A 12,311-nucleotide genomic window follows, 5' to 3' on the forward strand; every position below is an offset into this window, starting at 1 on the left:
CAGGGAGATCGTCGCGCGAGGCGCAGCGCCACTTGCCGAGCGGCTGCTCGGCAGGCGGCGGCCTGCGCCGACCGAACCGGCCCGTTTGCGCTGCCTCAATCGTGCTCGCGGTCGCCCTGGCCCATGTAAAGCTCGCGGCCGGTCTCGTGGTAGAGCTGCGACATCGCGGCCATGCCCGCTTCGGCGTCCTCGGCCGCAAGGAAACCCTGGACCGGGGCATTCTGCTTCGCGGCAAAGTCGCGCACTTCCTGAGTGATCTTCATCGAGCAGAATTTGGGGCCGCACATCGAGCAGAAATGGGCGGTCTTGGCGCCTTCGGCCGGCAGCGTCTGATCGTGATACCGTTCGGCCGTGTCGGGATCGAGCGACAGGTTGAACTGATCGCGCCAGCGGAACTCGAAGCGGGCGCGGCTCAGCGCATCGTCGCGGACCTTGGCGGCCGGATGGCCCTTGGCAAGGTCGGCGGCATGGGCGGCGAGCTTGTAGGTGACGACGCCGACCTTGACGTCGTCGCGGTCCGGCAGGCCCAGATGCTCCTTGGGCGTGACGTAGCAGAGCATCGCGGTGCCGTACCAGCCGATCATCGCGGCGCCGATGCCGCTGGTGATATGGTCGTAACCGGGCGCGATGTCGGTGGTGAGCGGCCCGAGCGTGTAGAAGGGCGCCTCGCCGCAGCTCTCCAGCTGCTTGTCCATATTCTCCTTGATCTTGTGCATCGGCACATGACCGGGGCCCTCGATCATCACCTGCACGTCCTGCGCCCAGGCGCGCTTCGTCAGCTCGCCCAGCGTGTAGAGCTCGGCGAATTGCGCCTCGTCGTTCGCATCGGCGATACTGCCGGGGCGCAGGCCGTCGCCGAGCGAATAGGCGATGTCATACGCCTTCATGATCTCGGTGATCTCGTCGAACTTCTCGTAGAGGAAGCTCTCCTTGTGGTGCGCCAGGCACCATTTCGCCATGATCGAGCCGCCGCGGCTGACGATGCCGGTGACGCGCTTCGCGGTGAGCGGCACATAGGGCAGGCGGACGCCGGCATGGATGGTGAAATAGTCGACGCCCTGCTCGGCCTGCTCGATCAGCGTGTCGCGGAAGATCTCCCAGGTGAGGTCCTCGGCGATGCCGCCGACCTTCTCCAGCGCCTGGTAGATCGGCACGGTGCCGACCGGCACCGGAGCGTTGCGCAGGATCCATTCGCGCGTGTCGTGGATGTTGCGGCCGGTCGACAGGTCCATGATCGTGTCGGCGCCCCAGCGGATCGCCCAGACCATCTTGTCGACTTCCTGCGCCACGTTCGAGGCGACGGCGGAGTTGCCGATATTGGCGTTGATCTTGACCAGGAAGTTGCGGCCGATCGCCATCGGCTCCGATTCCGGGTGGTTGATGTTGTTGGGGATGATCGCGCGGCCACGGGCAACCTCGTCGCGGACGAACTCGGGGGTCACGTAATCGGGGATCGCGGCGCCCCAGCTCTGGCCGTCGCGGGCATATTCCTTGAGGCGCTCGCGGCCGAGATTCTCGCGCTCGGCGACATATTCCATCTCGGGCGTGACGATGCCGCGCCGGGCATAGTGCATCTGCGAGACGTTCATGCCCGGCTTGGCCCGCAGCACCTGCTTGCGGACGTTCGGGAAGGGCTGGACGCCGCCGGAGCGATCGGGGCCGAGCTGGCCATTGTCCTCGGGGCGGACCTCGCGCTGCGGCACTTCCACGACGTCGCCGCGCGCGCGGATCCAGTCGCGGCGGAGCTCGGGCAGGCCGGCCATGATATCGATACGGGCGTCGGGATCGGTATAGGGGCCCGAGGTGTCGTAGACGCGGACCGGCGGCTCGCCCGAGCTCGGCTCGAGATGGATCTCGCGCATCGCGACCTTCAGCGGGCCGGCATGGATCTTCTTCGAGCCGCGGATCGCACCGGTGGTGACGGCGAGTTCGGTCTTGGCGGGGATGTCGGCCATTCGTCTTCTCCATGGCGGGAGAGGACGGTCTTCGGGTAAAGGCCGCTCCCTCCCTACGCCGGTCTCAACCGGATCAGGTTCAGCGGGTCGAAGGCTGCAGCCTTCCTCTCAAGCGCGCATCAGCGCTCCCCCGGGGATGGCCGGACTCTTAGGCGCTCGGGCGCGCCAGGTCCAGCGGCTCAGAAACTATAGGCGAGACCGGCCGCGCCCAGCCACTGGCCGCGCGCTCCGGCGGTGCGGACGATCGGCGAATCGCCGAAATCGCCGATCAGCCTGCGATAGGTGCCGCCCGCGAAGAGCTGGAGGCCATGCGTCAGGTCGCCGTTGAGCGACACCGCGCCGCCCAGGCCCGCGGTCCAGTCCTTCCAGCCGCCCCTGGGGTTCCACACGGCCAGGCCGCTGGCGGCCGAGCCGGCCGGGGTCACGCCGAAATAGGTGGTGGCATAGCCCTTCTCCACCCGTGTCGCAGAGAGGAACAGCCCGACCATCGCCTTGCGGCTGAGCGGGGTCATGTAGGTGATCGACGGGTTGAACACGCCCGCCTTGGACACGCCGGCTACGTCATGGCGATAGGAAGCGCGAAAGGCGATCCGGTCGTAATCGCTGGTGAACACCCCGGTCTTGGCGACGCCGACAAAGCCGCCGACCTCGATCGCCGCGTCGAGCTTGCCGAGCGCCCGGATCCGCGGATCCGCGATGGCCCCGATGCTGGTGCGATTGAAATTGACGTTGACCGTGGGACCGGCCTGGAAATCGAGGCCGCTGGCCGAGCGATCGGGGATCAGGTCTATGCTCAGCCGGGTGCCCGCGAGTTCGAAGCCGAACCCGGAAAGCTTGCCGATGGCGAACGGCACGGGCGCGAAGCGATAGTCGTTCGAGCCTTCGTAATCGGGCAGCACCGCCGCGCCGACGCCGATCATCGCGAAATCGCCCTTCGCGCGCGGGGCGGGTGGAGCCTCGTCCTGCGCGGCGGCGGGGACGGCGACGAGACACAGCGCCGCGAAGGGCGCGACAGAGTGGATACGCATGAACTGGGTTTCCCGAATGTTGCAGCTGCGAAACGCAGCCTGCGCAAACCCGGTTCCTGCGATCGGCAGCGAATCAGGACCGGTTGGGGCCTTCGGGCGGCGCGAAGCCGCCGAGCCCGGCATCGGTGCCGCACAGCCGGTCCCAATGGCGGAAATAGAGGCCGAAATTGCAGTGATAGCGCTCATGGTGGCGCTGGTGATGGCTGGCGGTGATCAGCCAGGCGCCGAGCGGCCCGCGCCAGACCCAGCGCGGCCAGACCTCCCAGCCCATATGGTTGGTGACGCCCATCACCGTCATGATCGCCAGCACCAGCCCCAACGCGCCGACATGGATGGGGATCAGGAAGACGAGGCCGGGAATCACCACCGCGCCGGTGATCGCCTCGAACGGATGGAAACTCATCGCCGCCCAGGCGGTGGGCGGGCGACTGGCGTGATGGACGATATGCATGCGGCGGAAGAGCGCCGGCCGGTGCATCCAGCGGTGCGTCCAGTAGAACCAGGCATCGTGCGCGAGCAGATAGAGCAGCACCGCGACGGGGAGATACCAGAGCGGGAAGGCATGGGCATCGGCATAGATCCGCGTCCAGCCGCGATGGGCCCAGCCCCAGGCGACGATGCCGGCCGGCACGCCATAGATCGCCGCGGAGGCGAGGCTCCAGCCGATCTCGCGGCGGATCTGGCGATCGAGCCCGCGATACAGGCCGGGATGCCGCAGCCGGGTCGCCAGCGCGAAGCCCCCGCTCGCCAGCAGATAGCGGACGCCGACGATCGCCGTCATCGCGAGCGCGGAGAGGAAGATGGCAAGCGTCACCACGCCGCCATAGCCGATCCCGCACGGCGCCGCATCCGGCGACGCCCGCGCGCCGGCCCGCGGGATCGAACCGGTCTCGCAACAAATTCTGCCCGTTTTTTGGGCATCCTTTCGCATCTGCACAAAAATCTACCGCGGCGTAACATTTGATTGCGCGGGAATCGCACGGAATCGCGCGATTCTTGCCTCTGGCACGCCCCTTGCTCCTGCATCCCCCGGGATAACCGCCAACGAGGGGGCGACATGAAACTCATCATCGCCATCATAAAACCGTTCAAGCTGGACGAGGTCCGCGAGGCGCTCACGGGCGTGGGAGTCGCGGGCATGACCGTGTCGGAGGTCAAGGGGTTCGGCCGCCAGAAGGGCCAGACCGAAATCTACCGCGGCGCGGAATACAGCACCAACATGGTGCCCAAGATCAAGATCGAGGTCGTGGTGGGCGCCGACCTGGCCGACCGCGCCGTCGAAGCGATCCAGGCCGCCGCCAGCACCGGCGCGATCGGCGATGGCAAGATTTTCGTCCTCGATGTCGGCCAGGCCGTGCGCATCCGCACGGGCGAGACCGACGAGACGGCGTTGTGAAGATGGGGGTCCAGATGAAACTAGCGATGAAGATTGCCGCGGGAGCGGGGCTCGGCGCCCTGTTCGCCGCCCCATTTTTCTTTGGGCCGGCGCTGGCACAGGCGCCTGCCGCCGCGCCGGTCGTGCCGACCGACGCGATGGTCAACAAGGGCGACGTCAGCTGGATGCTGGTCTCCGCCGCGCTGGTGCTGATGATGTCGGTGCCGGGCCTGGCGCTCTTCTATGGCGGCCTGGTGCGCACCAAGAACATGCTCTCGGTACTGATGCAGGTGCTCACCATCGTCTGCGTCGCCGGGCTGCTCTGGGTCACCATCGGCTATTCGATGGCCTTCACCAATGGCGGCGCGCTCAACCTGTTCGTCGGCGGCTTCTCCAAGGCGCTGATGAAGGGCGTCGACGCCAACACCTTCGCCGCGACCTTCTCGAACGGCGTCTATCTGCCCGAGACGACCTTCGTCGTCTTCCAGATGACCTTCGCGATGATCACGCCCGCGCTGATCGTCGGCGCCTTTGCCGAGCGGGTGAAGTTCACGCCGCTGATCCTCTTCGTCGTCGCCTGGTCGATCCTGGTCTATTATCCGATGGCGCACATGGTCTGGTACTGGCCGGGCCCGGACTTCACCGCCGGCCTGCCCGACGACCATGGCTATCTGTGGGGCAAGGGCGCGCTCGACTTTGCGGGCGGCACCGTGGTGCACATCAATGCGGGCATCGCCGGCCTGGTCGGCTGCCTCGTGATCGGCAAGCGCGTGGGCTACAAGAGCGAGCCGATGCCGCCGCATTCGCTGACCATGACGATGATCGGCGCCTCGCTGCTCTGGGTGGGCTGGTTCGGCTTCAACGCCGGCTCCAACCTCGAGGCCAACAAGTTCGCCTCGCTCGCCTTCATCAACACCATGGTCGCCACCGCCGCGGCGGGCGCGATGTGGGCGATCATCGAGCAAGTGGTGCACGGCAAGCCGTCGCTGCTGGGCGCCGCGTCGGGCGTGGTCGCCGGCCTGGTCGCCATCACCCCGGCGGCGGGCTTCGCCGCACCGATGACGTCGGTGGTGCTCGGCGCGGTCGCCTCGGTCGGCTGTTTCTTCTTCGTCACCACGGTGAAGAACGCGCTGAAATATGACGACACGCTCGACGTGTTCGGCGTGCACTGCATCGGCGGCATCATCGGCGCGATCGGCACCGGCGTGGTCGCCGATCCGGCGCTGGGCGGCCAGGGCTTCATGGACTTCACCGTGATCCCGGCAGTGGCCGGCAAGTACGACATGGCCAGCCAGCTCTGGGTGCAGACCCAGGGCGTGCTGACCACGCTGGCTCTTTCGGGCGGCGTGTCGCTGGTGCTGTTCCTGCTGCTCAAGTTCACGATCGGCATCCGCCCGAGCAAGGAAGTCGAGGTCGAGGGCCTGGACATCAATGCCCATGGCGAGCGCGCCTACAACTACTGACGAGATCGGGCGCCGCGCGCATCTCTCCTGCGCGCGGCGCCCAACCGAGGTTCCTCCTGCGGACGACTTGGGCCGGTGGTCTCGACCATCGGCCCTTTTTTACCGGCTGTTTCGCGGCAATTCGATCCTGGCGGTGAACGAACCGATCGGCGTCGAGAGGACAAGCAACATGCAGAGCGTGGCCAGCACTGCCATGGGATAGTTGCGACGGCGCACATCGCGGATCGCCTGTCCTGCGCAGAAGACGGCCATGAGGAGCACGGTCCAGAAGAGCCGCTCCGACGGCTCCATCAGCCCAGATCCTCCTCGATGAACCGGGCGCAGCGCTCGCCGATCACGATGGTCGGCGCGTTGGTGTTGCCGCCGATCAGGCGCGGCATGATCGAGGCATCGGCGATGTAGAGCCCCTCCACCCCGCGCAGCTTGAGCCGCGGCGTCACCACCGCGCCTTCGTCCGAGCCCATGCGGGCGGTGCCGACGGGGTGGTAGATCGTGTCCGCCCGCGCGCGGATCAGCCGCTCGAGCGCGGCATCGTCGGCCAGGTCGATCGGATAGCGGTCGCGGCCCTTATACTGGGCCAGCTGCGGCGCCTCGAGGATGCGGTACATCATCCGCACGCCCTGCTTGAGCCGTTCCAGGTCGCGCGGGTCGCCGAGGAAATCGGGATCGATCAGCGGCGCCACGCGCGGGTCGAGCGATTGGAGGCGAACGGTGCCGCGGCTCTCGGGCCGCAGCACGCAGGCATGGCAGCTGAAGCCGTGCCCCTGCACCGGCGTACGGCCATGATCCTCGACGATCGCGATCAGGAAATGGAGCTGGATGTCGGGCCGCGCCAGCGCCGGATCGCTGCGGAGAAAGGCGCCGGCCTCGGCATAGGGGCTCGTCATGCCGCCCTTGCGCGTGAGCATCCAGCGCGCCATCGATCCCAGCGACTTCAACGTGCCCATGCCCGAGCGGCCGAGGAAATAGCTGCCCGGCGTCTCGAACGCGGCGACATAGTCGAGATGGTCCTGGAGATTGCCGCCCACCGCCGGCCGGTCGATCCGCACCGACAGACCCATCTCGCGCAGATGCTCGCCCGGGCCGATGCCGGAGAGCATCAGCAGCTGCGGCGTCTGGAAGGCGCCGGCGGCGAGCACCACCGCCCGGCGCGCCCGGATCTCGCGGGCCACGCCGTCGCGCTGATAGGCGACGCCCCAGACCCGGCCGTCCTCGAACAGCACGCGCTCCACGCTGGCCTCGGTGATGATCTCTAGGCTCTCGCGACGCTCGAGATAGGCGCGCGCGGCGGTCCAGCGCTCGCCGCTGCGCTGCGTCACCTGATAGAGGCCGGCGCCCGACTGGTGCGCGCCGTTGAAATCGTCGTTGCGCGGGATCTGCAGCGCGCCCGCGGCCTCGACGAACGCCTCGCTGCCGCCATGGGCATAGAGCTGGTCGCTCACCCAGAGCGGGCCGCTGTCGCCGTGGAAGGCATCGGCGCCGCGGACATTGCGTTCGGAGCGGCGGAACCAGGGAAGCATCTCGTCCCAGCCCCAGCCGGGGCAGCCGAGATCGCGCCACTCGTCATAGTCCCTGGCATGGCCGCGGACATAGAGCATCGCGTTGATCGCGCTCGACCCGCCCAGCCCCTTGCCCCGGGGCTGATAGCCGCGCCGGCCGTTCAGCCCGCGCTGCGGCACCGTCTCGAACGCCCAGTTGGTCGCCGGCCCCTGGAACGGCAGCATGCCGGGCATGCGCGTCTTGATGCCGGTGTTGCGGCCACCGGCCTCCAGCACCGCGACGCTGTACTTGCCGCCTTCGCTCAGGCGGCCTGCGACGGCGCTCCCGCCCGATCCTCCACCGATGACGACGATGTCGGCTGCTTCCACGCGATCCCCCGCTGCTCTCGCGCCTCCCAGCGCGCCTTGATGGTCTCGGATGTATCGCGGCTGCCGTCATGGCTCCAGCCCGGCGGCGCGATCATGTACAGGATTCGGGACTTCAGGTCCGGCGCGGCCCACACGTCCTTCGCGATGCCCACCCATTCGTGGAAGGCGGCCCAGAACAGGTTGAAGCTGCCAAGATCCTTGACGATGCCGTAGCGCGGCCGCTCGTCGTCGCGCTCCGCCTCGAACGTGCCGAGCAGCCTGTCCCAGACGATGAAGACGCCGGCATAGTTCCTGTCGAGATAGCGCGGATTGGTGGCGTGATGCACGCGGTGGTGCGACGGGGTGTTCATCACCGCCTCGAACCAGCGCGGCATCCGGCCGATCGTCTCGGTATGGATCCAGAACTGGTAGATCAGGTTCAGCCCGGCGCAGAAGAAGATCATCAGCGGATGGAAGCCGATCAGGAACAGCGGCAGGCGGAACAGGAAGCTCAGGCTGACAAAGCCGGTCCAGGTCTGCCGCAGCGCGGTCGACAGATTATAGTGCTGGCTGGAATGGTGGATGACGTGGCTCGCCCAGAACCAGCGGACGCGGTGCCCGGTGCGGTGCGCGAAATAATAAGCGAGATCGTCGAGCACGAAGGCGACCGGGAACCAATACCAGGCGAAGCCGATGGTGAAGAAGCGGAACTGGTAGACCCACATCGAAATGGCGAAGACCAGCCCGGCGGTGAGCGCGCTGGATACCGTGCTGCCGAAGCCGAGCAACAGCGAGGTGAGCGTGTCGCGGGGGCAATAGCGCTGCCGGTCGCGCGTCCGGGCGATCAGCATCTCGACGACGATCAGCGCCACGAAACCGGGGATGGCATAGTTCACCGGATCGAAGAGCAGGGGCATCTCGGGCATCGGCCTTGCTTACCGCAATGTCAGTAGCGAGTCACGCCGCGCTGCGGCATCGGCGCGCGCATCGGATCATAGCGCCGTCACGCCCTTGAGCACCACCGTGCCGAAGCGCGCATCGCCGCTGTCGATCGCAAGGCCCCCGGATGCCGGCGCGGTGACGAACGGCGCCCGCAGGTGCCGCGCCGCGATGCGCGCGCCATGGACCTTGAGCAGCGCCGCATCGGCCGCGCCGCCGTGCACCAGCGCGGCCCTGCCGTCGCTGCCGAGCGCCACCGCGCCGCCCTCGAAGCCGGAGATCATCGCTTCGGCGGCCGCGCGCGCTTCCTCGGCGCTGCCGATGCGCGCGCCGCCGAGCCCGAGCAGCCGGGCAAGCAGCGCGAGCACCAGCACGGCGACGATCGAGCCGCCGAAGATGGCGAGCTTGCTCACGCCCGGCCGGAAAGCTGGTCCAGCAACGGACGGATGCCCGATATGTCATAGCCGGCCTGGGCTGCCTTGGCGGTGATCTCGGCCGGATCGCCGCCGCGCGCCGCCTCGGCCAGCGCCCAGAGGTTGCACGAGCGCGTGCCCGAGCGGCAATAGGCGAGCACCGGCCCCTTGGCCTCCGCCAACGCCGCGGCCATCGCCTCGACCTGGGCGGAGGAGAAGCCGGCATGGGTGACCGGAATCGCGGCATAGCCGAGCCCGGCCGCCTCGGCGGCGGCGCGGATCGCCTCGCCCTCGGGCTGGCCCATCTCCTCTTCGTCGGGGCGATTGTTGATCACATAGGAAAAGCCCTGTTCGGCGAGGAGGGCGATGTCCTCGGGCGCGATCTGGGGGGCGACCGAGATGCTGTCGTCGACGCGGCGCGGGCTGGTCATTGATTCTCCACTTTCCGGGTTTCCGTGATCGGCTGGTTGGCGGCCCAGGCGGCGATCCGGCGCTCGGCCGCGGTGATGCCCTTGAGCACCTCCTCGGTGGCGGGATTCTGGCAGCCCATGTCATAGGTCAGGCTGGCATCGTCCCAGCGGACCGTTCCGTAAAATTGATCGGTGATGCGGTCGCCGCAGTCGAGCTCGCTCTCTGCCTGCGCCTCGCCCAGGGCGAGCAGCCCGCGGATCTCGGCGAAGCCGGCGCCGCCGGCGGAGAAGCGCCGCGTCACCAGCCGCTCGGGCTTGTACGCATCGGGCTCGGCCAGGGTGTAGGTGCCCTTGCCCGCCCCGTCGATCGTCCAGCGCGAGACCAGGTGGCCCCAGCTGTTGCGGTCCATCGCGATGATCGAAGGCACGGGCATGGTCGGGACCCGCGCGCGCTGCGGCGCGCAGGCGGCGAGCAGGACCAGGGTGGCGAGCAGGATCGTCCTCATGCAGTCTCGCGGATCACTTGCAGAAAGGCGTCACCATAAGCATCGAGCTTGCGCGCGCCAACGCCCGATATGTTGCCCATCGCGGCGATACTGTCGGGCATGAGCATGGCCATGTCGCGCAGCACCGAATCGTGAAAGATCACATAGGGCGGCAGGCCGGTCTCCTGGGCGATCTCGCGGCGCTTGGCCCGCAGCGCCTCGAACAGCGGATTGCCGACGGGATTGGGGGCGCCCGACTTGCCGCCGCGCCGCCGGCGCTCGCGCTTGGGCGGAAGCACCAGCGCCACCGTGGCGCCACCTTTCAGAATCGAACGCGCCTCGGGCCCGAATTCCAGCCCGCCATGATCGTTGGCGCGCAGCGCGTCGCGCAGCAGCAGGGCGCGGGCGACCGGCTTGATCAGCGCCGCCTCCTCGCCGTCGACGATGCCGAAGACGGAGAGAGTCTCGTGCCCGTTCGTCAGGCTGCGCTCGCTCGACTGGCCCAGCAGGATGCTCTCGATATAGCCGGTGCCGAACATCATGCCGGTGCGGAACACCGCCGAGAGGAATTTCTGCGCCGTCACCGTGGCGTCGATCGCGGCGGGCGGGCTCAGGCAATTGTCGCAATTGCCGCACTGCTCCGCCGGCTCCTCGCCGAAATGGCGGAGCAGGATGCGGCGCCGGCAGGTCGCGGTCTCGACCAGCGCGCCAAGCGCCGTCAGCCGGGCGCGCTCGCCGGGCTGGCGCTGGGGCTCGACTTCGCCGATTCGCTGGCGCGCACGGGCGAAATCGTCGGCGCCCCAGAAGAGGTGTGCCACTGCCGGATCGCCGTCGCGGCCCGCGCGGCCCGTCTCCTGATAATAGGCCTCGATCGACTTGGGCAGGCCGGCATGGGCGACGAAGCGCACGTCCGGCTTGTCGATCCCCATACCGAAGGCGACGGTGGCGACGATCACCATCTCCTCCGACGCGACGAACGCCGCCTGGTTGCGGCGGCGGACCGCCGGATCGAGCCCGGCATGATAGGGCAGCACCGGCCGGCCAGTCTCGGCGGCGAGCTTCTCGGCCAGCTTCTCCACGCCGGCGCGGGTCTGGGCATAGACGATGCCGGGGCCGGGCGTCTCGGCGATCAGGTCGATCACCTGGCGGGTCGTGTTCTCGCGCGGGGTGATCGCGTAACGGATATTGGGCCGGTCGAAGCCGGCGACGATCAGCCCCTCCTGCGGCAGCCCGAGCTGCTCGAGGATGTCGGCGCGGGTATGCGCGTCCGCGGTGGCGGTGAGCGCGAGGCGCGGCACGTCGGGAAAGCGATCGAGCAGCGGGCGGAGCAGGCGATAATCCGGGCGGAAGTCATGCCCCCATTCGGAGACGCAATGCGCCTCGTCGATCGCGAACAGCGACAGCTTCGCCTGCCCCAGCAGGTTGCGAAAGCCTTCGCCCGAGGCGCGCTCGGGCGCGACATAGAGCAAGTCGAGCTGGCCCGCGCGGAAGCGCTCGATCGTCTCGGCGCGATTCTCGTCCACCGAAGTGAGCGTGGCGGCGCGGATGCCGACCGCTTCGGCGGCGCGCAGCTGGTCGTGCATCAGCGCGATCAGCGGCGATACGACGACGCAGGTGCCCTCGAGCATCACCGCGGGCAGCTGATAGGTGAGCGACTTGCCCGCCCCGGTAGGCATCACCGCAAGGGTGCGCCGGCCGGCCAGGACACGATCCACCACATCCGCCTGGACGCCGCGAAAACTGTCGAAGCCGAAGACGCGGCGAAGGGTTTCGATCGCGGGAGCCATCGCGCCCGGTTAGCGGGGGACGACCGGCGAAGTCGAGGCTATTTGCAGGGAACGCCGTCCTCGGGCTTCCAGTCGACCAGTTCGAAGGCGCTGACCTCGATGGCGGCAATCGCATAGGGCCAATGCTCGATCCCGGGCTTGCCGGGCATCACCAGGCACACATCGGTCGGCCCGTTGCCGCCCTTCGCCCAGATCCGCGCGCGATAGAGCAGCGCCTGCCGATAGCCGTTGTGAACGATCAGCAGCGCATGGCCGGCGCCCGGCACCAGCAGGAAACGGAAGCGGAGCTTGCCGGGATCCGGCACCGGCATGGGCGGGAGGCCGGCATCGTTCGGCAGCGGCGCCGCTTCGGGCACAGGCGCCTTGGGCGGCGTCAGGCCCGCGAACTCGCGGCCGACCGCGACCTCGAACGGCGTCGGCGTGGCGGGTGCCCGCCGGACCTCGCCGGGCGCCCGCCCGTCGAGCGAAAAGGCGGCTTCCTCGCCGGGCGCGAGCTTCACCGCCTGGGCCTGCGCGGTCGCCGGCAGCAGCAATGCGGCGATGAACGCCCCCGAAGCCCGTGTTCGCATGTCCATCGCCTCCCCGTCGCCCGGCGACTATCCGCGAAGC

13 protein-coding genes and 1 riboswitch are annotated in these 12,311 nt (G+C 68.4%); of the genes, 2 read left to right on the forward strand and 11 right to left on the reverse strand.

Features of this window, described 5'->3' with window-relative positions:
- Positions 1 to 95: 95 nt before the first annotated feature.
- The 3 genes from thiC to FHR20_RS12730 form a co-directional block, all read right to left on the reverse strand.
- Complete coding sequence (gene thiC, locus FHR20_RS12720) at positions 96 to 1,955, reverse strand: phosphomethylpyrimidine synthase ThiC (RefSeq protein ID WP_167299985.1); 1,860 nt, start codon at positions 1,953 to 1,955, stop codon at positions 96 to 98.
- Between the two features lie 33 nt (positions 1,956 to 1,988).
- Positions 1,989 to 2,098: riboswitch (TPP riboswitch) on the reverse strand.
- Between the two features lie 36 nt (positions 2,099 to 2,134).
- Positions 2,135 to 2,983 (reverse strand): MipA/OmpV family protein, encoded by an 849-nt coding sequence (locus FHR20_RS12725; RefSeq protein WP_167299986.1) that lies wholly within the window; start codon positions 2,981 to 2,983, stop codon positions 2,135 to 2,137.
- Between the two features lie 73 nt (positions 2,984 to 3,056).
- Entirely contained in the window at positions 3,057 to 3,797 is a 741-nt protein-coding gene (locus FHR20_RS12730; RefSeq protein ID WP_167299987.1) for a sterol desaturase family protein, read from the reverse strand.
- Positions 3,798 to 4,040: 243 nt separating this feature from the next.
- On the opposite strand from FHR20_RS12730, the gene FHR20_RS12735 reads away from it, so the two are divergent.
- Together FHR20_RS12735 and FHR20_RS12740 are read left to right on the forward strand one after the other, a co-directional pair.
- Positions 4,041 to 4,379, forward strand: a complete 339-nt coding sequence (locus tag FHR20_RS12735; RefSeq protein ID WP_086127851.1) for a P-II family nitrogen regulator — start codon at positions 4,041 to 4,043, stop codon at positions 4,377 to 4,379.
- Positions 4,380 to 4,405: 26 nt separating this feature from the next.
- Positions 4,406 to 5,821, forward strand: coding sequence for an ammonium transporter (locus tag FHR20_RS12740; RefSeq protein WP_425057381.1), 1,416 nt, complete (start codon positions 4,406 to 4,408; stop codon positions 5,819 to 5,821).
- Between the two features lie 99 nt (positions 5,822 to 5,920).
- Here FHR20_RS12740 and FHR20_RS12745 read toward each other — a convergent pair whose 3' ends face one another.
- From FHR20_RS12745 to FHR20_RS12780, 8 genes are all read right to left on the reverse strand, one after another.
- Positions 5,921 to 6,112, reverse strand: a complete 192-nt coding sequence (locus tag FHR20_RS12745) for a hypothetical protein (RefSeq protein ID WP_167299989.1) — start codon at positions 6,110 to 6,112, stop codon at positions 5,921 to 5,923.
- On the reverse strand, positions 6,112 to 7,689 hold the full coding sequence (locus tag FHR20_RS12750) for a GMC family oxidoreductase (protein ID WP_167299990.1): 1,578 nt from the start codon (positions 7,687 to 7,689) through the stop codon (positions 6,112 to 6,114). Before FHR20_RS12750 ends, FHR20_RS12745 begins: the two co-directional genes overlap by 1 nt.
- On the reverse strand, positions 7,623 to 8,594 hold the full coding sequence (locus FHR20_RS12755; RefSeq protein ID WP_167299991.1) for a sterol desaturase family protein: 972 nt from the start codon (positions 8,592 to 8,594) through the stop codon (positions 7,623 to 7,625). Before FHR20_RS12755 ends, FHR20_RS12750 begins: the two co-directional genes overlap by 67 nt.
- A 66-nt stretch (positions 8,595 to 8,660) precedes the next feature.
- Positions 8,661 to 9,020 (reverse strand): hypothetical protein, encoded by a 360-nt coding sequence (locus FHR20_RS12760; protein WP_341786442.1) that lies wholly within the window; start codon positions 9,018 to 9,020, stop codon positions 8,661 to 8,663.
- On the reverse strand, positions 9,017 to 9,451 hold the full coding sequence (locus FHR20_RS12765) for a protein tyrosine phosphatase family protein (RefSeq protein WP_167299992.1): 435 nt from the start codon (positions 9,449 to 9,451) through the stop codon (positions 9,017 to 9,019). Before FHR20_RS12765 ends, FHR20_RS12760 begins: the two co-directional genes overlap by 4 nt.
- Positions 9,448 to 9,936: a hypothetical protein gene (locus FHR20_RS12770; protein WP_167299993.1), complete on the reverse strand. Its 489-nt coding sequence runs from the start codon at positions 9,934 to 9,936 to the stop codon at positions 9,448 to 9,450. The genes FHR20_RS12765 and FHR20_RS12770 overlap by 4 nt, the downstream gene beginning before the upstream one ends.
- Positions 9,933 to 11,702, reverse strand: a complete 1,770-nt coding sequence (recQ, locus tag FHR20_RS12775) for a DNA helicase RecQ (protein WP_167299994.1) — start codon at positions 11,700 to 11,702, stop codon at positions 9,933 to 9,935. Before recQ ends, FHR20_RS12770 begins: the two co-directional genes overlap by 4 nt.
- Positions 11,703 to 11,740: 38 nt before the next feature.
- A complete protein-coding gene (locus FHR20_RS12780) occupies positions 11,741 to 12,271 on the reverse strand; it encodes a hypothetical protein (protein WP_167299995.1) in 531 nt (176 codons plus the stop codon).
- Between the last annotated feature and the right edge of the window lie 40 nt (positions 12,272 to 12,311).

Origin of the sequence: Sphingomonas leidyi, assembly GCF_011761945.1 — a bacterium.
GTDB lineage: Bacteria > Pseudomonadota > Alphaproteobacteria > Sphingomonadales > Sphingomonadaceae > Sphingomonas > Sphingomonas leidyi.

Bases quoted from the DNA above. Each gene is read 5' to 3' on its own strand.
- FHR20_RS12765 (WP_167299992.1), bottom strand. From the start codon at position 9,451: ATGACCAGCCCGCGCCGCGTCGACGACAGCATCTCGGTCGCCCCCCAG.
- FHR20_RS12770 (WP_167299993.1), bottom strand. From the start codon at position 9,936: ATGAGGACGATCCTGCTCGCCACCCTGGTCCTGCTCGCCGCCTGCGCG.
- FHR20_RS12740 (WP_425057381.1), top strand. From the start codon at position 4,406: ATGAAGATTGCCGCGGGAGCGGGGCTCGGCGCCCTGTTCGCCGCCCCA.
- FHR20_RS12725 (WP_167299986.1), bottom strand. From the start codon at position 2,983: ATGCGTATCCACTCTGTCGCGCCCTTCGCGGCGCTGTGTCTCGTCGCC.
- recQ (WP_167299994.1), bottom strand. From the start codon at position 11,702: ATGGCTCCCGCGATCGAAACCCTTCGCCGCGTCTTCGGCTTCGACAGT.
- FHR20_RS12780 (WP_167299995.1), bottom strand. From the start codon at position 12,271: ATGCGAACACGGGCTTCGGGGGCGTTCATCGCCGCATTGCTGCTGCCG.
- FHR20_RS12735 (WP_086127851.1), top strand. From the start codon at position 4,041: ATGAAACTCATCATCGCCATCATAAAACCGTTCAAGCTGGACGAGGTC.
- FHR20_RS12745 (WP_167299989.1), bottom strand. From the start codon at position 6,112: ATGGAGCCGTCGGAGCGGCTCTTCTGGACCGTGCTCCTCATGGCCGTC.
- thiC (WP_167299985.1), bottom strand. From the start codon at position 1,955: ATGGCCGACATCCCCGCCAAGACCGAACTCGCCGTCACCACCGGTGCG.
- FHR20_RS12755 (WP_167299991.1), bottom strand. From the start codon at position 8,594: ATGCCCGAGATGCCCCTGCTCTTCGATCCGGTGAACTATGCCATCCCC.